At 69.5% G+C, this 25,458-nt stretch carries 28 protein-coding genes; 1 reads left to right on the top strand and 27 read right to left on the bottom strand.

Features of this window, described 5'->3' with window-relative positions; translation table 11 throughout:
* Positions 1 to 9 precede the first annotated feature (9 nt).
* The 11 genes from MNOD_RS33160 to MNOD_RS33110 are packed head-to-tail and all read right to left on the bottom strand — an operon-like array spanning position 10 to position 17,176.
* Complete coding sequence (locus tag MNOD_RS33160; protein WP_015933330.1) at positions 10 to 384, bottom strand: hypothetical protein; 375 nt, start codon at positions 382 to 384, stop codon at positions 10 to 12.
* Complete coding sequence (locus MNOD_RS33155) at positions 381 to 842, bottom strand: hypothetical protein (RefSeq protein WP_015933329.1); 462 nt, start codon at positions 840 to 842, stop codon at positions 381 to 383. The genes MNOD_RS33160 and MNOD_RS33155 overlap by 4 nt, the downstream gene beginning before the upstream one ends.
* Positions 839 to 9,859, bottom strand: coding sequence for a TipJ family phage tail tip protein (gene gpJ, locus MNOD_RS33150; protein ID WP_015933328.1), 9,021 nt, complete (start codon positions 9,857 to 9,859; stop codon positions 839 to 841). Before gpJ ends, MNOD_RS33155 begins: the two co-directional genes overlap by 4 nt.
* 7 nt (positions 9,860 to 9,866) lie before the next feature.
* Positions 9,867 to 10,454 (bottom strand): tail assembly protein, encoded by a 588-nt coding sequence (locus tag MNOD_RS42025; RefSeq protein WP_015933327.1) that lies wholly within the window; start codon positions 10,452 to 10,454, stop codon positions 9,867 to 9,869.
* A complete protein-coding gene (locus MNOD_RS33140; protein ID WP_015933326.1) occupies positions 10,451 to 11,278 on the bottom strand; it encodes an NlpC/P60 family protein in 828 nt (275 codons plus the stop codon). Before MNOD_RS33140 ends, MNOD_RS42025 begins: the two co-directional genes overlap by 4 nt.
* Positions 11,256 to 11,987, bottom strand: a complete 732-nt coding sequence (locus tag MNOD_RS33135) for a phage minor tail protein L (protein ID WP_015933325.1) — start codon at positions 11,985 to 11,987, stop codon at positions 11,256 to 11,258. The genes MNOD_RS33140 and MNOD_RS33135 overlap by 23 nt, the downstream gene beginning before the upstream one ends.
* The gene (locus MNOD_RS42020; protein ID WP_015933324.1) at positions 11,984 to 12,349 is read right to left on the bottom strand and encodes a phage tail protein; all 366 of its coding nucleotides are present in this window, start codon (positions 12,347 to 12,349) and stop codon (positions 11,984 to 11,986) included. Before MNOD_RS42020 ends, MNOD_RS33135 begins: the two co-directional genes overlap by 4 nt.
* Before the next feature lie 10 nt (positions 12,350 to 12,359).
* Positions 12,360 to 12,764 (bottom strand): hypothetical protein, encoded by a 405-nt coding sequence (locus MNOD_RS33125; RefSeq protein WP_015933323.1) that lies wholly within the window; start codon positions 12,762 to 12,764, stop codon positions 12,360 to 12,362.
* 10 nt (positions 12,765 to 12,774) lie between these two features.
* Positions 12,775 to 13,119: a hypothetical protein gene (locus tag MNOD_RS33120; RefSeq protein WP_015933322.1), complete on the bottom strand. Its 345-nt coding sequence runs from the start codon at positions 13,117 to 13,119 to the stop codon at positions 12,775 to 12,777.
* Positions 13,120 to 13,169: 50 nt separating this feature from the next.
* Positions 13,170 to 13,544 carry a hypothetical protein gene (locus MNOD_RS33115; RefSeq protein ID WP_015933321.1) on the bottom strand — a complete coding sequence of 125 codons (375 nt, stop codon included), beginning with the start codon at positions 13,542 to 13,544 and terminating at the stop codon, positions 13,170 to 13,172.
* Positions 13,545 to 13,564: 20 nt separating this feature from the next.
* Positions 13,565 to 17,176, bottom strand: coding sequence for a phage tail length tape measure family protein (locus MNOD_RS33110; protein ID WP_015933320.1), 3,612 nt, complete (start codon positions 17,174 to 17,176; stop codon positions 13,565 to 13,567).
* Between MNOD_RS33110 and MNOD_RS33105 the strand changes: the two genes are divergently transcribed.
* Positions 17,175 to 17,396 carry a hypothetical protein gene (locus tag MNOD_RS33105; protein WP_043749887.1) on the top strand — a complete coding sequence of 74 codons (222 nt, stop codon included), beginning with the start codon at positions 17,175 to 17,177 and terminating at the stop codon, positions 17,394 to 17,396. The two genes, MNOD_RS33110 and MNOD_RS33105, sit on opposite strands and share 2 nt — an antisense overlap.
* Here MNOD_RS33105 and MNOD_RS50795 read toward each other — a convergent pair.
* The 16 genes from MNOD_RS50795 to MNOD_RS50170 form a co-directional block, all read right to left on the bottom strand.
* Complete coding sequence (locus MNOD_RS50795; protein ID WP_425277521.1) at positions 17,393 to 17,803, bottom strand: phage tail assembly chaperone; 411 nt, start codon at positions 17,801 to 17,803, stop codon at positions 17,393 to 17,395. The genes MNOD_RS33105 and MNOD_RS50795 overlap by 4 nt on opposite strands.
* Entirely contained in the window at positions 17,800 to 18,222 is a 423-nt protein-coding gene (locus tag MNOD_RS33100) for a hypothetical protein (protein WP_015933318.1), read from the bottom strand. The genes MNOD_RS50795 and MNOD_RS33100 overlap by 4 nt, the downstream gene beginning before the upstream one ends.
* A 14-nt stretch (positions 18,223 to 18,236) precedes the next feature.
* Positions 18,237 to 18,719, bottom strand: coding sequence for a hypothetical protein (locus tag MNOD_RS33095; RefSeq protein ID WP_015933317.1), 483 nt, complete (start codon positions 18,717 to 18,719; stop codon positions 18,237 to 18,239).
* Positions 18,720 to 18,787: 68 nt separating this feature from the next.
* Positions 18,788 to 19,222 carry a DUF4128 domain-containing protein gene (locus MNOD_RS42015; protein ID WP_015933316.1) on the bottom strand — a complete coding sequence of 145 codons (435 nt, stop codon included), beginning with the start codon at positions 19,220 to 19,222 and terminating at the stop codon, positions 18,788 to 18,790.
* Between the two features lie 2 nt (positions 19,223 to 19,224).
* Positions 19,225 to 19,668 (bottom strand): HK97 gp10 family phage protein, encoded by a 444-nt coding sequence (locus tag MNOD_RS33085; RefSeq protein ID WP_015933315.1) that lies wholly within the window; start codon positions 19,666 to 19,668, stop codon positions 19,225 to 19,227.
* Entirely contained in the window at positions 19,668 to 20,675 is a 1,008-nt protein-coding gene (locus tag MNOD_RS33080) for a phage minor head protein (protein ID WP_015933314.1), read from the bottom strand. The genes MNOD_RS33085 and MNOD_RS33080 overlap by 1 nt, the downstream gene beginning before the upstream one ends.
* Before the next feature lie 7 nt (positions 20,676 to 20,682).
* Positions 20,683 to 20,874, bottom strand: a complete 192-nt coding sequence (locus MNOD_RS33075) for a hypothetical protein (protein WP_015933313.1) — start codon at positions 20,872 to 20,874, stop codon at positions 20,683 to 20,685.
* Between the two features lie 64 nt (positions 20,875 to 20,938).
* The gene (locus MNOD_RS33070; RefSeq protein WP_015933312.1) at positions 20,939 to 21,169 is read right to left on the bottom strand and encodes a hypothetical protein; all 231 of its coding nucleotides are present in this window, start codon (positions 21,167 to 21,169) and stop codon (positions 20,939 to 20,941) included.
* A complete protein-coding gene (locus tag MNOD_RS33065) occupies positions 21,169 to 21,543 on the bottom strand; it encodes a hypothetical protein (protein WP_015933311.1) in 375 nt (124 codons plus the stop codon). The genes MNOD_RS33070 and MNOD_RS33065 overlap by 1 nt, the downstream gene beginning before the upstream one ends.
* On the bottom strand, positions 21,543 to 21,923 hold the full coding sequence (locus tag MNOD_RS33060; protein WP_015933310.1) for a DUF4054 domain-containing protein: 381 nt from the start codon (positions 21,921 to 21,923) through the stop codon (positions 21,543 to 21,545). The genes MNOD_RS33065 and MNOD_RS33060 overlap by 1 nt, the downstream gene beginning before the upstream one ends.
* Before the next feature lie 3 nt (positions 21,924 to 21,926).
* Positions 21,927 to 22,277, bottom strand: a complete 351-nt coding sequence (locus MNOD_RS42010; protein ID WP_015933309.1) for a hypothetical protein — start codon at positions 22,275 to 22,277, stop codon at positions 21,927 to 21,929.
* 51 nt (positions 22,278 to 22,328) lie between these two features.
* Positions 22,329 to 23,276: a DUF2184 domain-containing protein gene (locus MNOD_RS33050; protein ID WP_015933308.1), complete on the bottom strand. Its 948-nt coding sequence runs from the start codon at positions 23,274 to 23,276 to the stop codon at positions 22,329 to 22,331.
* Positions 23,277 to 23,337: 61 nt separating this feature from the next.
* On the bottom strand, positions 23,338 to 23,790 hold the full coding sequence (locus MNOD_RS33045) for a structural cement protein Gp24 (RefSeq protein WP_015933307.1): 453 nt from the start codon (positions 23,788 to 23,790) through the stop codon (positions 23,338 to 23,340).
* Positions 23,791 to 23,833: 43 nt separating this feature from the next.
* Entirely contained in the window at positions 23,834 to 25,054 is a 1,221-nt protein-coding gene (locus MNOD_RS33040) for a DUF2213 domain-containing protein (protein WP_015933306.1), read from the bottom strand.
* 36 nt (positions 25,055 to 25,090) lie between these two features.
* Positions 25,091 to 25,249 carry a hypothetical protein gene (locus tag MNOD_RS47360; RefSeq protein ID WP_015933305.1) on the bottom strand — a complete coding sequence of 53 codons (159 nt, stop codon included), beginning with the start codon at positions 25,247 to 25,249 and terminating at the stop codon, positions 25,091 to 25,093.
* Between the two features lie 21 nt (positions 25,250 to 25,270).
* The gene (locus tag MNOD_RS50170; RefSeq protein WP_015933304.1) at positions 25,271 to 25,402 is read right to left on the bottom strand and encodes a hypothetical protein; all 132 of its coding nucleotides are present in this window, start codon (positions 25,400 to 25,402) and stop codon (positions 25,271 to 25,273) included.
* Positions 25,403 to 25,458: the final 56 nt, after the last annotated feature.

The raw sequence follows: 25,458 nt of genomic DNA, 5'->3' as shown, positions 1-25,458 counted from the left end.
GCGGCGGGCTTAAGCGGCCCCGGCGTCGAGGCTCAGCGTGAGGCCGAAGCGGGCGAGGATGGCCAGGACGCCCGCCTCCGAGGTGGCCGCGTCGATCGCCACGTTGGTCTGCATCCGCGCCATTTCCAGGCGGGTCGAGTCGGCCGCCATCGCATCGATCATCTGGGCCATCTCCAGATCCGAGATGCCCCGGATCTGAGCTTCCTCGTGGATCATGTCGGAGGCGCCGCCGGCCAGGACCCGGCGGGCCTCCTGGAGCTTCAGGACGTACATCGCCCGCAGGGTCGGCTCGACGCCATCGCTCTCGGCGATCGACACGAAGTAGCTCTGCGCCCGCTTCTTGGCGGCTTCCTTCAGGGTGGTGAGGTCCGGGCCGAGGATCACGCCGTCACCTCCAGCGTGATCGCCGCGCGCCGGGCGGGGAACGGCTCGATGGTCAGCGTGTAGCGGCCCGGGATCGAGAAGCCGATCGCCAGATCCCCGCCCGGGTGCTCGATGCTCCCGTTGTAGGGGCCGGCGAAGCGGAGCGGGCCGGCCGGCACGGCGGGGATCGTCACCTCCTCGCCAGCGGCGGCCGTGAGGCTCGCCGGCAGCTCCAGCACCGGGCGCTCGCGCAGCTCCGGCGCATCCCCGGACAGGTCGACGTAATGCGTCGCCTGCTGGCCCTCGCCGGGCAGCATCCGGTGGCCTTGGAGCCGGGCGATCTGGAGCACGCCGCCGGCCATGCGGCCATGGACGGTAATCCGTCCGGTGTCGTCGTAGGCCACGTAGGAGACCTGCTCCACGAGGAGCGGGTTGGCGGCGTCCTCCACGCCGGCCGGAACGGGATCAGCGCTCATCATCGCGACAGCTCCGTGACCTTCATGAATGTGGTGCCGCTGGCCCTGGCGGCATTACTGTTGACCAGACGATACCAGTAGACGCCAGGATTTGCGACGACATCGACCGTCACGTAGCAGGTCGGCCCCATGTAGACCAAGTTATTGGTGCTGTTTATGTGGTAGGCGCAGTTGCCAGACAGGACATGAGGCCCGTCGCTCCGGTAGACGTCGAGCGCACCGATAGCGGTCCCGAGAGCATAGCCGCTCCCGCCCGTGCCGGAAAAATACATGCCGATCTCGACCCGGGTGTTGGGCTGTCGGATGTTGATCCAGCAGTAGATGTCGTCGCCCGCGCTCTGCCCCCACACCGTCTGCGTGATCGCGTTGTTGTTGACCTGGAGATTGTCGACAACCAAGTTACCGATCTGGGCCGACTGCGAGATGAGCTGGCCCGTGCTCAGCTCGTTGGCGGTGATCGAGTTCGCGACGAGCTTGTCCGCCGCGATCGAGCGCGCCCAGATGCCGCCGCCGTTGAGCCCGGTCCCGTTGATGATGAGGTTGCCGGCGGCATCCCACATCGCGAGACCCCAGCCGCCGCCGGAGAGATCTTCGATGTAGCCGACCGCCACGCGCAGGGTCTGGTTGCTGTCCCGCGCGAAGATGCGGCCCCAGCCAGAGCCCTGATAGGTCTCCATGACGAACAGGGTGGAGCCTAGCTGAATCGCGCCCGCGTTCATCATCCCGGCGCCGATCTTGTCGGCGGTGACCTGCCCGGCGGAGATGTGGCTCGCCTGGATCTGGTTGGCCGCGATGTGGCTGGCCTGGATGGCGTTGGCGGCGATCTGGTTGGCGGTGATGGTGCCGGTGTTGATCCGGGTGCCGTCGATGATCGTGCCGCCCAGGAGCACGTTCAGCCCGGCATAGCCGTCATAGGACGCCAGCAGTATCGTGTTCTTGTCGGTAAAGATATCGTTCCAGTTGTTGGCCGCGGCGTTGAGCTGGTTGGGAGTGAACTTGTTCCACCAGACGTAGACGAAAGTAGCGCCACCGTTGGCAGTACCCGCCGGGACTTGGCTCGCCACGTTGTTGCCGGCGTCATCGATCCATAGGATGAAGCCCGCTGTCCACGAGATCGTCCGGGTGTTCTTGTCGACCGAGAAGTCCAGCCCGACCGTGCGGACCCCGCGCAGGCCGACCGTCAGGGTGTTGACCCGGATCGAGTTGGCCTCGATCGCGCCGCCGTTGATCTTGGTGGTGTCCGAGCCCATCCAGCTCGTGAGCGACTGCCCGCCGCCGACCTGGATCTTGTCGGCATAGATCGAGTTCGACTGGATGTGCGCGCCCGTGATGGTCGAGCCCGCGATCTCGTAACCCGTGATGGTGGCGCCCACGATCAGGTCTGCGGTCAGGGAGCGCACCGCGATCCGGTCCGCGGTGATCGAGCGGGTCGCGATGACGCCGCCCCAGATCACGGTCGCCGAGCCCGGCGCCCAGTCCGAGTATTGGGTCTGGTTGTTCTTCGCCTGGGCGAAGTAGATCCCAGACCAGAAGTTATACGGGCCGTCGCCACCGTTGAAGCTCATGCGCAACGAGACGGTCGCCGTCGCGGCGCCACCCGGCGCGGTGCCCATGCCGGTGCAGCGCGCCCAGGCGTTCAGGTTGCCGGTCGACATCTGGTTCTCAACGACGGTCGTCGTCGTAGCCCCGAGATAGTTGCCGCCCGCGTCATACCAGGACACGACGATATAGGCCTGCGAGCGGTGGGCGCTCACATAGCCGGACACCTCATACCGCTTGCCGCCCACGACCGGGAACTTGGCCTCCCAGCCGCCGTCCTGGCGCGGGTAGGCCAGATAGGCGTCCATGATCTGGCCCGCCGGTGGCGTGCCGGCGCAGGACATCTGGAGCGAGCCCATGCCATTCGGCTGCCAGCTCGGGCCCGACTGGTTGAGCCCGATATAGGGGGCGCTGACCGTGACACTCGATCCCCAACCGCTAACGCCCGGCGGCATCGCGCCGGCCGCACCTGCCTTGAAGTCCGAGTTGTAGAGCAGGTTGGTCGAGTTGAGCCCGACGCCGATCTTGTCGGCCGTGATCGCGCCCGCCGCGAGCTGGTCCACGCCGATGGCGCCGGCCTGGATTTCGCCCGCCGTGATCGAGTTGGCGACGAGCTTGTCCGCTGTGATCGTGCGGCTCGCGATCTCGTAGGCTGTGATCGTTCCGCCCACGAGGTTGGACGCCGTGATGGTGCGGACGGCGATCTCGTAGGCCGTGATGGTGCCGCCGACGAGGTTGCTGGCCGAGATGGTGCGGACCTGGATCTTGTCTCCGGTGATGGTCGAACCGGCGATGCGGTCGCCCGTGATGGTCGAGCCCCCGATCTCGGTTGCGGTGATCGCGCCGACCGCGATCTGGCCGGCGGTGATTGACCTTGCGACGATGCGATCAGCACTCAGCGAATTCGTGACGACCGAGCCGCCGTCGATCTTGGTGACCGCGGGTGCGACGTAGGGCGAGCACTCGGTCTGGCTCGAATTCGCGCCGGCATACATGGTGCCGGTCACGAAGATGAACGGGTCGGCCCCGGTGAAGTTGATGCCGCGGTAGATCACGAAGCAGGAGGCCGCGTTGCCCGGCGCCTGCGTGATGCAGGTGAAGCGCGGGAAGTCGCGGATCGTCCCACCCGAGCGGCTCCCCTGCGGGATCACCTGCCCGCTGGAGTAGGAAATGACGGTGCCGGCGCTGTCGGCCCAGCCGATGTAGCACTGGACGTCACAGCGGTGGGCGTTGGCGTAGGCCGAGAATTCATACCAAGCGCCGCCCTGGACGGGATAGTTCTTCGGGTTGCCGGTCGCCGGATCCACCGTCTGGTGGACGAGGTCGAAATAGCCGCCGGCCGGGGCGCCGCCATCGGACGGATGCGCGCCGATGCCGGTCATGCCGGATGGCATCCAGAAGGCGTCCACGAACATGGAGATGGGTGCGCCCCAGGTGGTGACGCTGGCGCTCCAGCCGCGGGTGCTCTGATTGCCCTCCGAGTTGAACGCGAAGTTGCCCGTGCTGATGGCGAGCTTGTAGCCGGTGATGGAGCCGGCCGCGAGTTCTCGCGCGGTCAGGGTGCCCGCGTTGATGTTGCCGCCCGTGATGGTGTTGCCGGCGATCCTGTCCCCGGTGATCGTCCCGCCCGCAATCTCGGTCGCGGTGATCGTTCCCGTCGCGATCTGACCTGCGGTGATGGACTTCGCGATGATCTTGTCGGCCGCGATCGAGCTGGTGCGGATCGAGGCGCCGTTGATGGTGGTGAGCCCGGCCGGCGAGAACGGCGAGACCTCGGTCTGCCCCGCCACCGCAACCGCCAGCATCACGCCGGAGATGAAGCAGTAGGGGATGTCCTGCCCCGGATACCACGTCCCGCCGTAGCGGACGTAGGGCCGGCAATAGACCGCGCCGGCCGGCGCGATGACGATCAGCTTCGAGCGGCCCAGCAGCTCCCAGTCCGACTGGGGGTTATAGATGCTGCCCTGCCAGTTAACGATCTGGCTGCCCCAGCTCTCGCCCATGTAGGCTTGGTTGGCGTCGTACCAGACCAGCCCGACATAGCCCGTGCAACGGTGCGTCGAGAGATAGGCCGAGACCTCGTAGGTCGTGCCCGCGCGGCAAGAGAAGGGGTAGAGGGTGCCGTCCGTCTCGACCCGGCTTAGCCAGACCTGCCCGATCGAGCCCTGGTTGGTCGGAACCGCGGTGGCGGCGATCTTCATGGCCCGCATGCCGGCGGGGCAGTAGATGTAGTCGACCCCGCTGGGGAGCATGGTGGCGCCGGCAATCTGGGAGCTGTCGCTGCTCCAGGCGGCCGGATTGCCGAAGGTGTTGAGATTGCCCATGTCGCCATTGATGGCGAGGTTCAGGCTGGCGACCGCGAGCTTCGAGGTGGTCACCGAGCCCGCCGCCAGCTCGGTGGCGGTGAGCGTCCCGGTCGCGATCTGCGAGGCCGTGATGGTGCGGCCGGCGATCTTGTCGCCCGTGATGGTGGCTCCGGCGATCTCCGTGGCCGTGATCGTCCCGGTGGCGATCTCGCCTGCGGTGATGGCGCGGGCCACGATCTTGTCGGCGCCGATCGAGCGCGTGCGGATCTGGCCGCCCTCGATCATGGTGACGCCCGCGTCGGAATACGGGCTCGGCTCGGTCTGGCCCGCGACCGCCTGGGCGAACATCAACCCGCCGGCCATGCAGTAGGGCTGGGTGCCGAAGCCGGTCCAGCGGATACGGATGTCTGCGAAGGCGGCGTTGGCCGGCGCGGTGGCGATCACCCAGGAGCGGGAGTGCTTGTCCCATTCACTCAGGGCACTGCCGGCGCCGTACTGGGTGTCGGTGACGATGTTGCCGCCGACTTCCGTGATGTAGGCGCTATTGGCGTCCCACCAGATGATCGACACGTAGGCGGTGCAGCGGTGCGCCGAGATGTAGGCGCTGAACTCATAGGGCGCGCCGGGCGTGATCCGGATGAGCTGCCCGATCCCGGCCGCATCCGGGTTGCGGTAGACGATCTCGGAGACGCCGCTGGTCGGCTTGCTGCCGTCGTCGTAGCGGGTGGAAAAAACCCGCATGCCAGCGGGGGCGTAGTCAGTGCGGACGCCCTCCACGATCGGCGTGATGCCCGTGCCGCCGGCCGAACCGAGCCAGCCAGAGGTGCCCTGCTGAAGGCCGCCGTTGCTCGCGAGGTTTAGGCTCGCCACGGCGAGCTTCGAGGCCACGACCGCTCCGGCGTAGAGCTGCGCCGTCTTGACCGCGCCCGCGTTGAGCTGGGGCGTGTCGATCGCGTTGTCCGAGACCTGCGTCCGCTGGATCTGTCCGCCCAGCCGGGCGAGGTTGAGGGCCTGCTGCTGCGCGTCCGTGAGCGTGCCCTGCACCTGGAGCATGCTGATTTGGGCGCTGGCGAGGTTTCCAACGACCTTCGCCGCATCGATCTGACTATACTGCTGCTCGGTGAGCTGTCCGCCGAGTTTCGCAAGATCAAGTAGCCGCTGCTGCTCATCGGTCAGCGTGCCCTGAACTTGAAGCATGCTGATCTGAGCACTGACCAGATCCCCGACAACCTTCGCGGCATCGATCTGGCTATACTGCTGCGCAGTGAGTTGCCCGGACAGCTTCGAGAGGTCGAGCAACCGCTGCTGGGCATCGGTCAGAGTGCCCTGAACCTGGACCATGCTGATCTGGGCATTGACGAGATCGCCCACGATCTTGGCGGCGCTGATCTGATCGATCTGGGCTTCGGTCAGCGTCCCGGATAGCTTGGCGAGGTCGATGGCCTGCTGCTGCTCGGTGGTGAGCGCCCCGACGAGGTCCACGGTCGGCACGCCCGCCGTCCACTGGCCGTTGACGCGCCGATAGAGCTTGCCGTCCGTCGCGTTGTAGGCGAGGTCCGGGCCGGTCCAGGTCGCCGGATCCGGCAGGCTGGAGACAGCGGCCGGCGCCACGAGCGAGGACGCGATCTTGGTGGCGTCGATGATGGCGTTCTGGAGCGCCGCCGCCGGGAGAGCCGCCGTGGTTGCAGTGCGCGGGCCGGCGAAGTCGCCGGGCGTGCCCGAGCTGTTGACCGGCCGCACCCAATACTTGCGGACCTGAACAATGCCGAGGGTGGTGTCCGTGAAGAACGCCAGCGGGACCGGCACCTTGGCGAACAGGGTGGCGTCCGCCCCGTCGTCGCGCGTCCCGATCCACACCTCCACGTAGGCGAGGTCCGGGTCAGCCGGGTTCGCCCACGACAGGTAGGCCGCCTGGAAGGTGGCCTCCGCGACGAAGTTGGTGATCGCGCCGGGCTTGTTCAGGTTCTTGGCCGCGACGATCGAGGCCGGGACGGACCAGCCCGAGGGCGCGATGCCCTGGGCGTTCACGGACCGGACGCGGGCCGTGTAGAGCTGGCCCGGCTTGAGGTTGCGCCACGTGAAGCGCGGCTGACCCTTGTCGGAGCGGTCGCGGACCCACGAGGGGGCGGTGATCCCGTCGCCCTCGGTCAGCTCGAATTCGTAGATGCCGAGATTGTCGCTTCCGACCGCATTCCAGGTCGCGTCGATGCGCGAGGTGGCGACGCCGGTCGCCGAGACCTCCAGCGCGGTCGCCAGGGCGAGGCCGGTCGGGATGTCGGGCGCCTGGACGTCGAACAGCAGGTTGGTGGTGCGGATCTCGATCTGGGGCGAGATGTTCAGCTCGGCCGGGTTCTTGCCGAAGCTGTCGTAGAAGGCGACCCGGACGTAGTAGGTCGTCTCCGCTTCGGCCGGCAGCAGCGTGAAGCCCGTGGGCGCCAGATCGGCCGCCGGCGCCGTGGTCACCGGGTTGAAGCCGTTCGTCTTGGACAGCCAGATCAGCACGCCCGCCAGATCGGTGTCGGCCGGCGGGGTCATCCACACGCCGATGCTCTCCGTCGTCCAGTCCAGCGTCGGGACGACCATGGCGGGCGGTGGGTTGGACACGACCAGCACCGCCGGCTGGCTCTCGCGGCCGATCGCGTCGCGCGCGGCCACCGAGACCTTGAACCGGCGGCGCGGGCCGCCCTCGTTGACGTTCTCGTCGTAGTCGTAGGTCGCCTGGGCGGCGGTGATGATCTCCTGATGCAGGAAGGCGTCGGTGTCCGCGTCGAAGACCCGGAAGGCGTAGCCGACCTCGTAGGGCGTGACGTCCGCCGGCCAGGTCAGGCCCCACTCCAGCGTGCAGCTGCGCCCGGTGAAGACGGAGCCGCCGCCCTTGACCTGCAAGCCGGTCACGGTGGGGCCGGCGATCCCTTCCCAGCCCTGGACCGTGAAGGTGATCTGGGCGGCGTCCGAGAGGCGCCCGTTCAGCCCCTCGGCCTGGACGATGAAGGTCCACTCGCCGGTCGCCGCATCGAGGAATTCCACCGAGGTGGAGCTCGTCTTGGGCAGCGTCACCAGGGAGCCGTTCGGCTTCACCGCGGTGACGTAGTAGGCAACCGAGTTGAAGGGCTGCCCGGCCGTCCACGACAGCAGCAGCGCCTGCCGCGGCAGGTTGTTCTCGAAGTAGGTCGACTCGCGGACCGTGAGGTTGGTCGGGGCGAGGACGATGTCGGGGAATTCCGAGACCTTCAGCGGCTCGAAGGCCGCGCCATCATCCACCGCCGCATAGATCGAGGGCTCGTGCTGGAGCGCCTGGATCTCGTAGATGTGCGGCTCGACCTCCTTGATGCCGACGATCCGAAACAGCTGCGGGACGATCTCGCCCGTGATCTGCCAGACCGCGCCGGGCTGGGCGTCCGCCGTGAAGGGCTCGGTGTGGGCGATGGTGCGCCCGGCCTCATCCGTCGAGACGCTGGAGAGGGCGCGCTCCTGCACGCTGCCGTCCGGCAGCTGCATGGACAGGGTGTAGGAGACCCCCGCCTTCAGCTCGACGGCGCGGTCAAGCGGGATGTCGGTCCAGTTCGCCCCCGCCAGCACGCGCCCGCCGACGTCGATGTTGCTGATCTGCGGGTCGGCGATCGCGATGATGTCGCCGGGGCGCCGCACGGCATGATCGAGGCCGGCCCGGTAGGTCACCGTCTGGGTCGCGTACTGCTCGACCAGGAGCCGCCACAGGCCCTCGCGGTGGGCCTGTCCGCGGCTGGTGCAGCCGAGCAGGTCGATCTTGGTCGGGTTGTAGCCGTAGCGGGCGACGCCCTCGTTGTGCTCGACCACCTCGATCTGCGGCTTGTAGAGGTCGGTCGGGTCGTTCCAGGTCACCAGCGCCACGGTGTGGCGGGCCTTGCGCGCCGAGGACGAGTAGGTGATCAGCCCGTCGATCACGTTGGCCGGCGTCACCAGGGCGCGCACGTCGTCGGGCCGGTCCTGGGTGGCCGTGACCGCGCCCGAGGACCAGTAGGCCATGCCGCGCCAGATCGCGCTGATCTGCTGGAGCAGATCGAAGGCGTCCGCGAGCTGGGTGATCTGGGCGTTGAAGCGGAAGCGCGGCTCCTGGCCGCCCTTGCCGTCCGAGACCAGCACGTCGCAGTAGGCGCCGATCTGGTACAGGGTCCACTTGTCGATCGCGGCGATGTCGATGAATTCGCCCAGCCCGTAGCGGTCGTTCCACAGCAGGTCGTGGAAGACCCAGGCCGGGTTATCGGTCCAGTCCTCCTTGAAGGTGCCGTCCCAGATGCCCGCGTAGGTGCGCGCGACGGGGTCGTAGTTGCTCGGAATTTTGACCAGCAAGCCCTCGACCAGATAGGTCCGGGCCGGCACGGACGCGCCGAACTGGCTCGCATCCGCGGTCAGGCCGACCAGCGCCGAGTGCGGGTAGCTGAACTTCGCGTCCTGGATCGCCGTGAGCGAGTAGAAGATCAGGTCGCTCTGGCTCGTCCACTTGTCCTGGCTGTTGTTGAAGTCGTCGGTGTCCGGGGTCAGCCGCGTGACCCGCACCTGCCAGGGCGGCGAGGAGCCGGCCGGATTGCGCGGCAGGTCGACCTCGTAGGACACGAAGTAGGGCGAGGTGTTCTTGCCGGTGATGGTGAGGTCACCGAGCTGGTTCACCCACGGCCCGCCCGAATAGCGCGCCTCGATCCGGAAGCTGACGTTGTTCTGGCGGACCGAGCCGTCGTTTTTCGCCAGAAAGAGCGCCGGCAGCTCGATGATGACGCGGGCGCGGTCGGCCTCGCCGTCGCTGATCGAGGCGGTGTGCGGGACCGCCTGCTTGACCGTGACCCCGACGTCCTGCGGCGTCTCCACATCGGGATAGCCGGGCATGTAGGACTGGTCGGGCGTGCCGGTGCGGAAGTCGGCCGAGAGGCCCTTGTAATTGAAGCTGCCGTCCTCGTTCTGGACCGGCACGTCATTGAAGTAGACGCCCTTCAGGCCGCCGACGACGCCCTTGATCTCGCCCTCGCCGATGAGGTCCACGAGGCGGACCGTGGCGTTCGAGAACAGGGTGTCGGGTGCGTTCGAGCCCGAGCCGCCGGTCTTGCCGCCGCCGCTGGACGACTTGCGTCCGCGGATCGGCGCCGCGTCCGGGCGCGCCTCGTCGTCCCGCGCCGCGGGATCGAAACCGTCGATGCGATCCATGATGTCCTTACACGGTCGGGGTCGCGGACGCGGTCGGCAGGCCGTTGGTGTTGGCCGTCGTCACGCCCGCCGAAATCGTGATCGGGTTGGCCATGCAGCGCCCATAGATGAGCGGCACGGGAATCCCCTGTTCCGACACGTTGTCGGCGCCCTGGAACATGTACGACTTCTTTTCCTTCTCCTTCTTCTTTTTCGGGCTGAGCAGCGCGGAGACGCCCTGGAGGGCGAGCATGGCGCCCATGCCGATCAGCCACGCCGGGCCGCCCATCCACCACGTGGCGACCGCGATCAGGGTGCCGACGATGATCTTGCCGATCGACATGCCGCTCTTGCGCGCCCGGATCACCGGGACGATGTGCAGGTCGCCCGCCGGCAGGCCGAAGGTGATCAGATCGTGATCGAGGTGCAGCGCCCGCTTCGCGCGCAGGCTCTTGCCGCACACGACCCGGAAGCGGCCCTCCTCGATCGCCTGCCGAAAGCCCGGGATCTGGGCGCCGAGCGCGCGGCACGCCTCGGCCAGCGAGCGCACGTCGAGCCGGAAGGAGGCGCCGAATTTTTCCGCCAGGGCGCCGTAGAGGCGGACGGTCCGCATCATTCAGGGGGCCTCCAGTCGTCGGGCAGGTCTTTGTGGCGCACGAGGAAATCGAGCTTGGTCCGCCAGACCGCGGCGGGGTCGCGGCCGGAGAGCTGGTGCGCCAGGTGGTGCAGGATCAGGCCGCCGCCGAGGTAGACCCCGCCATGGTTGAAGACGGGCGAGCGGACGCGGCACAGGAAGCAGTCGCCCGGCAGCGGGCCTTCGGGGCCGCGCACGACGCGCCGGAAGCCCGCCCGCTCGAAGCCGTCGCGATACAGGTCGAGTTGGGGCTGGCCGTCCCGCGGCAGCCACCAGTCCGGGTCGCGCGCAAAGTCGGGGATCTCGATGCCGGCGACCTCGCGGTGCCAATCCCGGCCCAGCGAGTAGCAGTCCCAGACGCCATGCCGGAACGGGCGACCCAGCAGCGGGGCGCGGGGCACCTGATCGCCGAACCAGAACGGGTCCGTCACGCCCGTGGAGGCGGCCAGCGTGATGCCCCACGGGACCGCGGTCGCCATCTGGCTTTCCATGTCGGCGCCCGAGGGGCAGTCCGGCGGCGGGATGATCTTGCCGGTCTCCGGATCCTCGATCGAGCAGTGCGAGTGCAGCACCGCGACGTAGGCGGCCGTGTCCACCTCGCCCGGATCCGGCTCGAATTCGGTCAGCGGGTCGGCGGCGGCGTTGGCGAGGGGGCGGTAGGAGCCGTCCTCGAGGACGACGCCGCCGGCCTCCGCGGGCCAGTGCGCGTGCGCGTGGCGCTTGTGCGCCTCGACCGCGGCGGCCCAGCGGGTGGAGAGCCCGTCATCGAAGGCGAAGGCGAGCTTAGACCCGTACCCTGGCGACACCCGGGAATCCTCCGAAGGGCAGCTGCGCGTCGGCGCCGAAGCGGACCTTGCAGCAGGTGGCGACGTGCCGGCTCGGCTCGTCCTTGTCGGGCGTGGTCGGGTTGCCAAAGCGGTCGTAGCACTGGGCCCCGTTGTAGGGGCACTTCACGTGGCTGTAGTCGAACGCCTGGGCGTCTTCATCCCAGCGGCGGTACGGCCACAGGCAGATGTCGCGGATGACCAACCGACCGGGCAGCTCGCGGCCCTCCTGATCCATGTCGGCCGCGAGGTTCCAGACGATCTGATGCTTCGAGTGCTCGGTCTTCTGCTCGAACCGATAAATGTCCTGGGTGTAGGCCGCCTCGGGGTCGGGCGTTTCGCCGTCATCGAGAAACTGCGCGTAGGTGCGCGTGCGGATCAGCTTGGCGCCGATCAGGTCTTGGTAGAGCAGCGTCGCGCTCGACATCAGCCGGGTCGCGTTCGAGACCGAGATCTTCGGCTGGGGCATGGCGCCCTGGCCGGTCAGCTCGAAGCCCTCGGCCTTCACGTCGAGGGGGGTGTAGGTGATGCCGCGGAATTTCAGCGGGCCGCGCGCCCGGTCTGCCTCGGACGTGAAGGCGAACTGCTGGTTCACCCGCAGCGGCGACAGGTCGATGATGAACAGCGCGACGAGATCGCCCGGCGTGAGGCTCTGGCCCGCGCGCAGGATCGCGGCGTTGGGCGAGGTCATGGGTCAAAATTCTCCTTGAACATCGCCATCAGGGTGCTGCGCAGCGGATCCCCGTAGTCGGTCGTCCAGCTGTCGCAGATGAACTGGCGCGGCGCCGGCTCGAAGGGGACCTGGAACAGGAAGGGCAGGTAGCCCTTGCGGCTGACCAAAAAATCTTCGAGCTGCCGGATCTGGTCCGCGGCGAGCGGGATCGAGCGATAGCCGAAGTCGCGCGTCAGCGGGTTGATGCCGTCGCCCGTGCGCTGGCTGTAGCGGTCGCCGAAGGTGGCGGTGAGCACCGCCGCCTTCGCCTCCTTGGACGAGCCGATGGTGACCGGCCCGTAAGGCGCGATCCCGAGGGTCGGGAAGGTCGGGTAGGCCACCGGCGGCCCCTTACGCGGTCGGCGTCGGGCTGGGGTACATCATCGGCGCCGTCACCGTCGTCGGCGGGACGCTCACGAGGAGCACCGTGTAGGGCTCCAGCGGGTGCAGCGCCTCGCGGCCGTAGGCGGCCTCCAGCGCGTCGAACAGCGCCACCTCCGGGGCGTAGTAGCCGGGCGTCGCGGCGGCCGCGGGGGCGGCGAACACGTTCTGCCCGATGAAGCGCTGGCAGAGGTTGTAGAGGCGCCCGACCTCGGAGGAGACGATCACGCCCTGGGCGGAGGTGCCGTCCTTGCCCTGGATCGTGACCGGGCCGCGCATCGTGAAGGCGTCGAAGCCGCGCTGGAAGATCGCCACGGGCGTGCCGCGGGCGATCGTGTTGGCATTGAGGTCGAGGGTGAGGGTCTGGGTTGCCATCGATCGGCTCCTAGTGCTGCCCCAGCGGGGTCATGAAGCGGCGGGCGCTGTCGCTGAGCTGCTCGACGCGCTCCGGCTGCATCGCGATGGCCCGCAGGGCGCCCCGCTCGACCTGCACCGGGCTGCCGGTGAGCTGGAGCAGGTACATGAGCGTGATCTCAAGGACGTCGGCCGTGCCGATGCCGGCGCCCGGCTTGAACAGGCAGGGCGGGTTGTTCTCGACCGTCGGCATCGGCATGTCGCCGGAGGCCTGCGGAGCGTCCTGCGGCGCCGGCTGGGGCGGCAGCGGGGGCGGGGTGACCTGGGCATCCGGGGCGGTGCGGTCGATTGGCGGTTTCTGAGGGGTTCTGGCCATGCTGGCTCCTCGTGTGAGCGGTCGGGATCCCCGGACCGCGCGGGGCGGCGTCAGGCGCCGAAGCTGAGCGCGCCAATCAGGCGGTCCTGATCGGTGCAGAAGGGGTCAATGCGGGTCTCGAAGAGGCGGCCGGGGGTGATCGAGCCGCAGGGGATCCGGCCGGCGCGGACCGCCCCGGCGATGAAGTCTTCGTCAGGGAGCGAGCCGCAGGTGATCCGGTCGGCTCGGATCGAGCTGCAGCTGATCCGGGTGCCGTCGATGACGGTGTCCGAGAGGCCGCCGGCGTACCCGCCGACCATCAGGTTCTCGATGTGGGCCGCGGAGCTGATCAGCGTGGTCTCGTGGACCGCCTGCTTGGCGGCCAGGGCGACGGGGGCGGCCACGGGCGCGAGCCCGAGCATCGCCAGCAGCGAGCGACGGTTCATGGGGATTCCTCGTGCGGGGATCAGGAGGCGCGGCGCGCCCCGGCGGCGTGCAGGGCTCCGCCCGGCCGCATTTCGCGCTGGGCCATCGCCATCCACATCTTCTCGTATTCCGCCCGCATCGCCTTGGCGTTGGCCTTGGCCGCGCGCTGGTCGGCCTGGGGATCGCCGGTCGCCTGCGAGGTGATCTGGGCGATGAAGGTCGGCCCGTTGGCCGGCTGGTTGCTGTTCGCGGGCGCGGGCGCGGCCGGCACCGGATAGTCGGCCGGGCTGACATAGCCGCCCTCCGCATAGCCGCGCAGGCGGCCCCGCAGGGCGTCGAGCGTGCCCACCCCGACCTTCGCGACGGTGGCGGCGTCGAACACGTACTCGCCGCGGTGGACGATGCCGGCCGGGTCGTACTTGCCGCCCGCCCCGGTGTAGCCGCCCTCGGCGAACCAGAGGGTGCCGTCCGCCGCGGTGATCACCGAGTCGGCCGCGCTGCTCGCGCCACCGCCGCCGCCGAAGATCTTACCGAAGATCCCGCCGAGCCCGCTGCCGCCGAAGCTGAGGCCGCCGCTGCCGTCGACTTTGATGCCGCTGAACATGCCGCTGACCAGCTTGTCGATGGCCATGTTCGCCAGCTTGTCGATGATGCGGTTCATCACGTTCTGGAGCGCCTCGGCCGCCGAGACGCCGCGGCGCAGGTCGCTCGCCAGCCCGCTGAAGGCGTCCTTGGCCACCGCCTTGGCCTCGCCCAGGGCGTCGGTGACGCGCATCACCTCGGCCTCCGGGCTGTCCATGCCGAGGCCGGTGCCGCGCAGGCGGGAGGCGATCCGCTGCTCGCTGTCGGTGCGTCCGAGCTGGGAGGCCTGGAACAGGGCGTCCTGCATGATCTTCGACTGCTGCATGGCCGCGACGTTCTTGGAGTGCGCGTCGGCGAGGCTCAGGATCGTGTCGCGTTCCGCCCGCTCGGCGTCGGTCAGGTCCTTCTCGTTGGCGGTCAGCAGCTCCTGGGCGGTCTTGAACTTGAGGCCGATCGCCGTGCCGGCCTCGCGGCGGGAATTCAGCAGCTCCTGGATCTTGTCCTGCCGGGCGAGCGCTTCGCTGGTCTGCTCGGTGGTGGTGATCCGCGAGCGGTCGACGGCGATCTGGCGCTCGGCCGCCTGGGCGTCGGGCAGCTTCCGGTTGATGGCGGCGTCGGCCCAGTTGAGCACCTGCCCGGCGGTCTTTCCGGCGAGAACCTTGCGGTTCGCGGCAATCGCGTCCGGGCTCAGGATCTCGCTGACGGGCGTGTTCGGGTCCGCGCGCAGCAGGTCGAGACCGCCCTTCGGGCCGGCGAACCACATCAGGTACTGGTTGCGCAGGCTCGTATCGAGCTGGGCGGTCTCCAGCTTCCGGCGGTTCTGCTCGGCGTAGACCTTGATCAGCGCCATCTGGTCGTCGCGGTCCCAGCGCCGCCCCCAAACGGCCTCGTCGCTCATGCCCTGCGCGCGGTCGGGGAAGGTCTGCCGGAACAGCGGGATCCACGTCTTGCGGACGAACTGGCCGATGCCGCTCGCCGAGGAATTCGGGTTCTTGGCGAACTGGTCCCCGCCGCTCTCGGCCCCGATCATCGCCTTGATGAACAGGTCGGTGGTCGCGCTGCTCGACCGCTTGGCCGCCTCCTCGGCCGTCTTCAGGATGGTATCGCGCTCCTTGTCGGCCGCCGCGTTCGCGGTCTCGCGCGCGGCGACCAGCTCCATCCGCTTGTTGCGCTCCGCGACAATACTGGCGAGATCCCGGGCGTCGAGGTTGGGATCATTGAGGCGGGATTCATACTCTTTATTCAGTTCCTCGCGGGTCGGAACGCCGTCGAACTTTTTCAGCTCCTGCTGGCGCTTGAATTCGAGGTCGGACAGCTGCTTCTCGACCGGGTTCATCCCGACCGTCTTGTTGGCCTGCTCGGCCGCCCGATAGGCCGTAGCGCCGGCCTCGGAGCCGAACCGCAGGATGTCGTAGGTGGTATTGCGAACCGAGGCCGAGATCCGGTCGAAGGCGTTCGCCACCTCGGCGAGCTGGTTGCGATCGAGGCCGAACTGCACCGGGTCGGCGATCGCCTTGCGCAGCAGCTCCACCTTGCTCTTCAGGCTGTCGAACTGGGCGGCCTCCGGATCGAGACCGCGCACGATCCCCATCACCTGCCGGCTGTTCGCCGCGGCGGTGGCCTGGGCGTTGCGGTCGTCCCGGGTCTTGATCTGCTGCTGGATCGCCTGGACCAGCTTCGTGAGCTTATCGATCGTCTCGTCCGAGCCGCCGATCAGGGCGGAGACGATCGAGCCCCGGCTGGCCTCGGCGGTCCGCAGGAGGTCCTGCGCGGTCGCGAGCTGCTGCTCCAGGGTGCCGCCGGTCACGGCCTTGTTGATCGCGCCGCCGACCTTGTCCCAGAGGTCGGAGATCTGGTTGCCGGCCCAGGTCGTGACCTGCGCCCAGGCCGAGGTCCGCTCCGAGACCTTGTCGAGCTGCATCGCGTAGGCGTAGAACAGGGCGCGCTGCGCGCCCAGGCGGTCGCCCTGCTCCTGCAACCGCCGGACCGACTCCAGGGTGCGATCGTTGAGCCCCCCGAGTTTTTCCTGAAGCGCCTCGGCGCCCTTGGCCGGGTCGGCGAAGGCTTGCGCCAGATCCTTGATCGCGTCGGGAACGTCCTGGCCGGTGGTGTAGGCGTAGTCCTTCGCGCTCTTGATCAGGTCGGCATATATCGCCTGCCCGATCCGGCCGGTGGCCGCGAAGGTGCCGGCCATCTCGCGGTACTCGCTCTGCGAGAACCCGGCGGCGCCCGCGTTCGCCGCGGCAAGGTCGTTGATGCCTTGCAGGGTCGCGCCCGAGGCGCGGCCGGCGCCGGAGAGCTGGAGCCGCAGCGCGTCCTGGGAGGCGCGGTAGGACCACGCCGCCGCGGCCGCCGCGCCGATCGCCAGCGTGAAGCCGCCGAGCGCCCCGCCGACGATCCCGATCCGGCCCACGAAGCCGCCGATCGCCTCGGTCACCTGGGCGGCCATGCCGCTCAGGGTCGGCCGGTTCGGTCCCATGAAGGTCGGCGCGATCTGCCCGCCCTGCTGGAGCGCGATCGTGACCGGGCTCATCCCGCTCGCCGCCGAGGCGATGATGTCGGTGCCCTGGTAGAACAGGTTCTGGGCTTGGTTCGCGTTGATCCGGCCGGGCACCGCGGCCGGCTGGCCGGGCGCCGCCGGCCGCTGCGGGACCGCTCCGGTGCTCGACAGGCTCGACAGCTGCGCCATGGCCTGCCTGTTGCGGTCGTACTGCTGGATGGCGTCCTTGCCCGCCTCGGAGAGCGCCCGCCAGCCGGCCGCCTGACGCGCGAGGGCCGCGGTGGTGTCGTTGGCCGCCCGCGCCACCCCGCCGGCCTTGCCGATGAACTGGTCGAGGTTGACGCCCGTGGTCTGGACCGCCGCCCCGAGTTCGCGCTGGGCGGTGGCCGCCGTCCGCGCCCCCGAGGCGCTGGTACCGAGCGCGGCGTTGACCCGATCCGCCGACGCGAGCAGCTTGCCGACCGACGCCTCGGCCCCGCCGGCCGCGGCGGTCAGCTCGCCGAGCGCGGTGACGGCCTCGCGCGCGGGGCGCGAGTCGATCCCAAGGCCGAGGGCTGCGACGTCAGGCATGTGGGTGCTCTTCTGGATCATGGTCGCGCAGAACGGCGCGGTGACGAGCGGTTCGGCGGAATTCGAGACCTTTGAGGCGTGCCGGGCGGCGTCGACCTACATCGGCCTTGCGGCCGCGCAGGCGAGCGAGAGCGCCAGCACCCGAGGGACGCGCGGGCCGGTCATGACGCGGCAGACCCAGTGCTTCGACAAGAAGACCGGCAAGCCCGCGTGGCCCTAAGCCGGCGGGGGCGGGATCTCGATCACCGGCCCGAAGCTGTCGAACAGGCGCTCGACGCCCTCGGCGTCGGTGGCGCTCACCCGGCGGGTGATCTTGGGCTCGTCCGCGTCGTCGGCCTGGCTGCCCGGGTAGACCGCGCGCCGGGCGGCATCCATGGCGACGATGATGCGGACCTCCCAGGGCCGCAGGGAGAAATCGAGGAGGCGGCTGGCCGCCTCGATCTCCTGGTAGGTGAACGTCGCCGGGCCGAAGCCGCCCTGGCTCTGGCGCGTGCGTTCGATCTGCCAGAAGGCATCCCACAGGTAGGCGCCTTCCGGGGGGACCCGCTCAAGAAACGGATCGGGGGAGCCGGTCGCGGCCTGTTCGAGCGTGACGCGCCGGACCTGGGCGCAGAGCCGCCCGCTCAGCCGCGCGCGAAGTTTCCCGGTGCGGTGATGAAGGCGAGGATCTGGTCAGCCAGCCAGGGCCGCTTGAAGCACAGCTCCACCGCGGCCTCGCGCGAGAACTCGACCGCCTGCTTGCCGTAGCCGATCCCGGTCCAGCCGGTGATGGCGGCGCCGGCCTGCCGGGCGCGGGCGAGGAGCATCCGGGTGTCCTCGTCCGTCGGCTCGCGCTCCGGATAGGCCGCCGCCGCGTCGCGGAGCTTGCGCAGGTTGGCGCGGTAGCTGGCGGCCTCCTGGCCCAACAGAGTGACCGTGGCGCCGGTCCGGGCTCCGGTGCGGGGATTGACGACCGGCATGGTGGCGCCGCGCTCCGCGTCCGCCTCCAGATCGATGGTTTCGAGGTCGAGCAGGACCGGCGCGGTCTCGTCGGGCGTCTCAGTCATCCGTCAGGTCTCCGTTAGGTTGCCGCGACTTTGAAGGTCGCCGTGTTGACGCCGATGTTGATGGCCATGGTGATCGGGTTGTTGGCGGCCCCGACCGTCTCGCGGCACGACATCACCTGACCGGCGAAATACCGCCGGCCGTTATTGCCGGCGTCGGTCTTCTTGTTCGGGATCTCGACGTAAAAGCCGTAATCGAAGTTGGTCTTCTCGGCGGCGATGGCCGCCTCCTGGCCGGGGTCGCCTTCCTTGCGATCCACGACGATCGAGGGCGAGCCGCCGTCGCGGGTGCCCTTCATCTTCAGGGTGCGGTTGTTGCCGAGCTGGTTCGAGGTGATCGCGGACGACTCGTCGCCGAACGCGCCGAGATCCTTGACGCCCTTGACCTCGACCCAGCCGGTGAGCGCGGTGAGCGCCGCCCCGGTGTCGTCGATGGTGTCGATGTCGATCGCCGGCCCGATGAACAGCTTCGAGCCGTTGCTGGGAGTGAACCCGGCCATAATGCCCTCCTAGACAGGGGTGAGGCCGCCCGCAGGCGGCGGGGGACGGGCGAGCGCCCGAACTCGGATCAGGCGTCGGCCGGAACGCCGACGCGCCAGCGGACCGTCACCGCGACGCGCACCCAGGGCGCCTCATCGACCGGAGCGTCCACCTGGGGCACCTCATCGACGCAGACGACGAGATCGTCCCGCCACAGGCGCGTCCCGGCGGCAAACGCCCGGCGGACCTGGGCGGCGACATCGAGGGGCTTGAGGAGGCCCTGGCCGGTCGGCCAGACCACCGTGAGCACGAACAGGCCGGCGTGGGTCCGATCGCTGTCGAACGGCAGCCCGTCGAGGCCGGCGGTGTTCGGGTAGAACGAGGCCTCCAGATACGCCTTGCCGGTCTGGGGCGCGAAGGCGACGCCCGGCTGCGCCACGGGCAGGGGCGGCGCGAAGGTGAGCCCGGCGAGGTAGCCGAGCAGCGCGTCGAGGATCTTGGCCTCGGTCCCGGTGGCCGCCATCGTCAGCGCCCCGCGCTGGCCTGCAGCTCGGCGCAGACCTCCGCCACGATCTGCGGCCAGCGCTGGGCGGCGAGCCCGACGAAGTGCCGGCCCGCCTGATTGTAGGTCCGCCCGAGGCTGTCGGTGCCGACGAAGCCGTAGTTGACGCGGCGCGCGTAGACCGCCGAGTAGCTGGCGTAGAGGGTGTCGCCGATCTCGGCCCCGGCGATCGCCAGGGTCGCGGCGGTCGGGTTGTAGGCGGGGGCCGCGCCGGGGGGCGGCTTGCGGTCGGCCGGGACCGGGGCGTCGGTCGAGACCTGCAGCGACGACTTCAGGAAGCCGGTATCGACCGGGACGCGGCTCTGCATGTCGCTGATCACGCGCTGGGCGGACTCGCGGAACACCGCGGTCAGGCGCTCCTCGGTCTGGCGCACCCATTCGCTGACCTGGCTCTGGAAATCACCCATCAGCGCACTCCTGCGAGGAAGTTCACCTTGACCTCGACGTAACAGCGGCAGTTCACGATCTCCGCGGCCGGGGCCTGCGGATCGCCCGGGTAGCGCAGGCGGGCGCCGCTCGGGCTGACGAAGGGCTGGCCGCGCCGCACCCGCTGGCCGTTCATCGCGCGGTGCGTGTCGCGCTCGCGCCCGTCGAGCGTGGTGCGCCAGATTTCTTCCACGTGCATCGGGTTGATCTGGCCGGCATTGATCGCCTGCTGGGTCGCCTCGTGCTGGCTCTGATGCAGAGCGGCCATTGCCTCGGTCCGGCCGATCGTCTCGGCCCGGTACCGGAGCGCCCGGTTGCGGTAGGCCAGGACCATCTTGGCGATCTGGTCCGCCTTCAGCGCCTTGCCCTGCTCGATCGCCGTGCGGACCGTGCTGTCGAAGCGCTTGTCGCGCAGCTGGCGGGTGAGGGCGGCCGGATCGAGGCGGGCGAGCTGGTCGGCGTAGCGGCGTGCCCACTCCTCTTGGTGGGCGGTGAGCCCGATGGTGCCGCCCTCGCGCCGGCCGGTGGCCGGGTTGATCCGGCCGACCAGATCGAGCGCCACGTCCCGCGGGTTGCGGCCCGCCACCATGCCGGCGGTGAGCGCCGCGCGGATCATCACGCGCTGGTCGTCCACGATCTCGGTCACTTTTCGCGAGGAATGATCGCGCAGCCAGTCCTCGGCCGAGGGGTTGCGCACGTCGAACCGGATCGTCAGTCGGTGCCCGTTCGGCTGGCGCAGGGCCGGGAAGCGCGCCACCGTGAAGGTGCCGCCATCCTCGAAGGCCTGCGCGGTGGTGGCGTCGAGGGCGCGGAAGGCGACCGGATCGAGCCCGACCGCCTCAACGGCGCCGTTGACGTCGCCGCGCTCCAGGAGGGCGGCGATCACCCCGATCTGGGCCTTGTCCTGAATGTCGGCGATCGCCGCCAGGAACGCCCGCTGGAGGCGGGGCGCCCAGGCGTCGATCAGGTCGGCGATCGAGGCGGCCATGCCGGGATTAGGACTTGCTGCTCTCGCGCTTCCAGCCGTCCTTCAGGTAGGCGTCCACCTGATCCTCGGTCACGATGATGACGACCGGCTGGTCCGAGCCCTCGACCGGGCGCTGGAGCCGCACGCTCGGCTCGGCCACCACGTCGGGCTTCGGCTGCGCCGTCTTCGCCGACTTGGGCGTGTCGGAGGTATCGGCCATGAGAAATCTCCCTTGAGAGTGACGGGACGGATCACGGCATCGGTGCCGTGAGGTTCACGGCGCGTCAGACGCGCTCGCGACAGGGGCCGAGGCCGCAGAGGCCGCAGCGCTTCGGCGCGGGCTTGTCCTGGGCCAGCAGGACCTCGCGGCACACCGCCGGGCCGGGCCGGCTGGCGGACCGGGACGAGGTGAGCAGGGCGACCTCGCCCGGCACCACCGCGCGGATTGTTTCCGCAGCGCGCTCGGCCGCGGCATGGCCGTCGCGGCCCGGGTCAGGAACGATCAGGATCCGCATCAGAGCCGGCAGCGCAGCACCCAGGCCCCGCGGGCTGGGTCGGTGGTGACGGCGGGCGCGCCGCCGCCGGCCGAGGCGATGGTGAGGGTCTGCCCGTACAGGGTGATGCGGGCGCCCTCCACGGGGGTGACGGGCAGCGACTCGGTGAGGACCAGCACCTTCCAGTCCTGGGCGCCGATGAGGCCGCCCTGGCGCTCGTAGGCGGTCCACTCGTCCCGCATCGCCTTGCAGGGATAGGTCTTGGGCGTGGGCGGGGCCGGGTCCCACTTCGACCCGCCCTCGGACGGCTCGTCGACCGTGTAGACCGCATCCGCGTAGAGCCAGGAGAAGCCGGCCGCGAACACGCCGGCGAGGCTACCGTCGAGCAGTCCCATCAGACCACCAACACGCCGGGGAAGTGGGAGCGGATCAGGGCGAGCAGCTCCCGCCCGTAGGTGGTCTGCGCCAGGGGATCGCCGGACGCCTGGGCGGAGGCCTCTGCGCGATCCAGCTGCAACTGCCCGGAGCGGAACGAGGTGAAGCCGAGGGCGCCGGCCTTGGCCAGCTCCGCCTCGGCGCCCGTCCCGAGTCCGCGCAGGGTCATGTCGTGGGCGGCCTGGAGCATCACGGCCTTGCGCCGGTCCGCCTCAGGCCACCCATTGTCGGCCACCGACGCCGCATCCTCCAGGGCCGCGAGGATCGTCTCGTCCGGCACGCCGTCGAAGGCCGGGAAGCGGACCGTGAGATCCGCGACGGTCGGGGGCGCGTAGGCCATGGCTCAGCCCTGACCCGCCTTGGCGCGCTCGGCCTCGGCCAGGAGCCGCCGGCGCCCCCAGTTGCCGACCTGCACGCCGCGCTCGGTGAGGTAGGCGCGCAGCTCGTCGTCGGAGAGCTTATCGAGTTCGGCGTCCTGCGAGCCGGCGCCCTCCTCGCCATCGTCGCCCGCGGCGGCCTCGCCGAAGACGATCTGCCCCTGGTCCTTCCAGACCTTCAGGATCGGATCGTCCGGGTTGTGCAACTGCACGTCGGCCGTCTCGCCGACCTGCAGGATACGCTGGCGCGGGTTGCCCCGCTCGTCCTTCTCCCAGATCAGGCGCGGGCCACGGGCCCGGTTCGTGATCTCCACCATTGCTATTCCTCCTCGGACCGCTCTCAGGGGCGTGAGGCGCCGTGCGGCGCCTCAGATCCCGTCGAGGTAGCGGAAGGCGCCCGGGCGCCGGATATCGACGCCGCCGAGGCGGAAGGCGCCGGGCACGTCGAATTTGAACGGCCCGGTCTGCCAGGCCGGGAAGAACCGGAAGGGCATGGGCATCCAAAGCTTCACCACCGCCGGATCGCGCCGGTAGGCGACCATACGGGTCGTGCCGCCGGCCCCCGCGGTCTCCAGCCCGCGCACGCCGAACACGTTGAGCGGGCGCTGGGTCTCGATGGTGTAGACGTTCTTCTGCTGGATCCAGTCCAGCAGGGTCATCTGGCTGGTCGGATCGATCCGCCGCAGGCTGAGCGCAATCATCTGGTCGTAGGGCAGCAGCACCGTGTCCGCGAGTTCGACCGTGGATGAACCGGTATAGATGCCGGTCAGCTGCCCGTTGACGTCGGCCAGCACCTGATCCGCGGTCTTGTCCACCCAGCGCGTGCTGCTGCCCGTGCCCGTCGCCGCCGCCGAGCCCTGGGTGACGCCCGGGTTGTTGATGAGGCCCGAGTAACCCTTGGCCGGATCGCCGAACAGGGCGACCTGATCAATGAACTCCTCGGAGGCGCGGCGGGCCGCATCGGCCTTGTCCGCCGACAGGTTGAGGCCCATCAGCTGCGCCTTGCCGATCTCCTCCAGATCGTAGCCGTAGCCGATACCGGCCATCGAGACCGAGGACTCGAACTGGCTGCGCAGCACATCGGCCCGCGGCACGTCATGCGCCTGACCGGTGATCCACTTGGCCCGGCCGACCTGATCGACCGAGTAGTAGGTGACGGATGGGATCCACTCGGGGGCATTGGTGTCCACCGGGACGAGCCGCGGGTAGCGGATCTCAGGGTACTGCGTCCGGTAGACCTGGGGCTCGATGAACGTCTGCTGGCTGACCAGAAAGGCCAGGGCGCGCGGTGCATCGATCAGAAACTGGCCTCGCATGGTCAGTGTCTCCTTTCGATCAATTTCCAGGATGGAGAGGGGAGATCCGGCTCAGGCCGGATCAGGGGAGGTTGAGCCGCAGCATCACCAGCGCGCCGTCGGCGCCGGAGCTGTCGAAGATGGCCGGGACGGCCGTGTTGCCGGACGCCGTTGCGGAGAATCCGCCGGCCGGGGTGACGAAGGCAGGCGCGCCGGCCGTGACGGCACCGGTCGCCCGCACCCAGACGGTGCCGCGGTGCATGACCGAGACCGTGTCGCCCTTCGGGTGCAGGTCGCCCGCGCCGCCCGCAATGGTCAGGGTGGGGAAGTGGTCGGTGCAGGTGACGCCGCGAAACACCGCCCCGGTCGTGGCGATGGCATCGTCCGTGGCGCCCTGGAAGGCCGCCTTGCCGAAGCCGATCCCGCCTGCCGTCTCGATGACGCGGGAGATAATCCCGTCGCTCTCCATGTAGGCGACCATGCCCTCGAAGGCGGGGGCCATGGCGCCCGCATAGGTGGTCTGAACCGGAGGCATTCCAGTCTACTCCTATTCTAGTGCTGCACGAGGAATGACTGGATCACTGCGCCGCGCGGGCGGGCATGTTCTTCCAGGCATTGGTGAGGTAATCGACGTTCGCGTTGTAAGCGTCCTCGATCACCTTCGGGCCGGCGGTCGGCTGGACGCCGTCCGCGATGGTGCGGGCGAGCGGGTCGGCCGGCTTGGCGTCCTTGGCGATCGCCAGGAAGGCGCCCTCGACCGCGCCGTCCGTGAGATCCTTCGCGCTGTCACCGAGGCGAGCGGACACGACCTCGCGGCGGATCTGGGCGTCGGTCTTGCCGGCATCCATGAAGGTCGCGCCGATCACAGTCTTGGCCACGTCGATGACGCTGGCACGCGCCGCCACCGCGGCCGCCAGCTTGTCGGGGGTGAGGGCCGCGTCCTCGACCTGCTTCTTGAGGACCGCGATCTCGCCGTCCTTGGCCTCGATGGTCTTGCGGGCCGCGGCGAGCTCGCCATCCTTCGCCTCGATCGCCTGGGCGTGGGTCGTATTCGCCTCGTTCAGCTGCTTCGTGAGCGACAGGTTGTCCGTCGTCAGCTGGCCGATCTGCTTCTGCAGTCCGGACACCGCGACCACCGCGGCGTCGCTCATCTCGACGGTGTGTCCGTCGATCGTCAGGGTCTTCATGGGGATCGCATCCCTCTGCTGTTGCTGGACGGAGAGCGCCCGCATGGTCTTCGCGTCGGCGGGGCGCTGGTCGCCGATGCGGCAGTCGGGGCCGGCCCGGCCGCGATCCACGATCGCGACGTGATCGACCACGATGTTGGTCTGGCGGGCGTCGTAAGCGCGCCCGTCCGGGGTGGTGCCGGGGGTCCAGTCGAGGTCGCACTGGTACCCAACCGACAGCTCGCGCTTGCCGGCCTTCACGGCGTCGATCGCGCTCTGGTCGGCCAGCAGCATGGGGATGCGGACGAACTCGCCGTCGCGCAGCACCTCCTCGCCCACGTGCCCGCGGGCGACATCGCGCCAGGTGGCCGGGGTGACCGGCTGGGCGGGATGATCGAGGGTGACGGGCTTGTGGCCGAAGGTGCGCAGGCTATCGGCCCGGAAGACCTCATCGGCATCGCGGTAGACGCGGACGATCGGCATCTCGGGCTTGCCCACCTCGATGCCGAGGTAGTCCTGCACGTTGCCGCCGCGGGCCGCCTTCGCCTGGATGACGACCGAGCCATTGCGCATCTCGCGTGCGTTCGCGATCTCGGCCGTCTGGCCGAGCGACAGATGATCGAAGAACTGCATGGGTGCCTCTGCTACCGGCCGCCCGCGGCGGCTCCCTCAGACCTGATCGGTCCAGTGCTTGTGCCGGCGGACGATCTTCACGCGCCCGCGCCGGATCTCGCGCAGCACCTCGCCGGGGCGGGCCAGGTTCATGCGCGGGTTGCCGCGCTCATCCTTCGCGACGAGCTCGACCTCGCCGGCGAGATCGTCGGCCATGGTGCAGAGGCCCCGGACGCGCTAACCGTCGAGATAGACGACGAAGGTGATTCCGGCGGCGGCGGCCTCCTGCCAGAGCCCGCAGATCGTGCAGTGGCGCGGGGCCGGGAGGCCGGCGAGCGCGCTCCGGCGGCTGCAAGCGGGTTGGGTCATCCGCCGTCCTTCAGTCGTGCCCGGGGAGTTCGGGGGCGCGCTCGGCTGCGTGGAGC

It is taken from the genome of Methylobacterium nodulans ORS 2060 (assembly GCF_000022085.1).
Classification (GTDB): Bacteria; Pseudomonadota; Alphaproteobacteria; order Rhizobiales; family Beijerinckiaceae; genus Methylobacterium; species Methylobacterium nodulans.
Note: the sequence above shows the minus strand (reverse complement) of the source record. Positions and strands in the feature narration are given on the sequence as shown.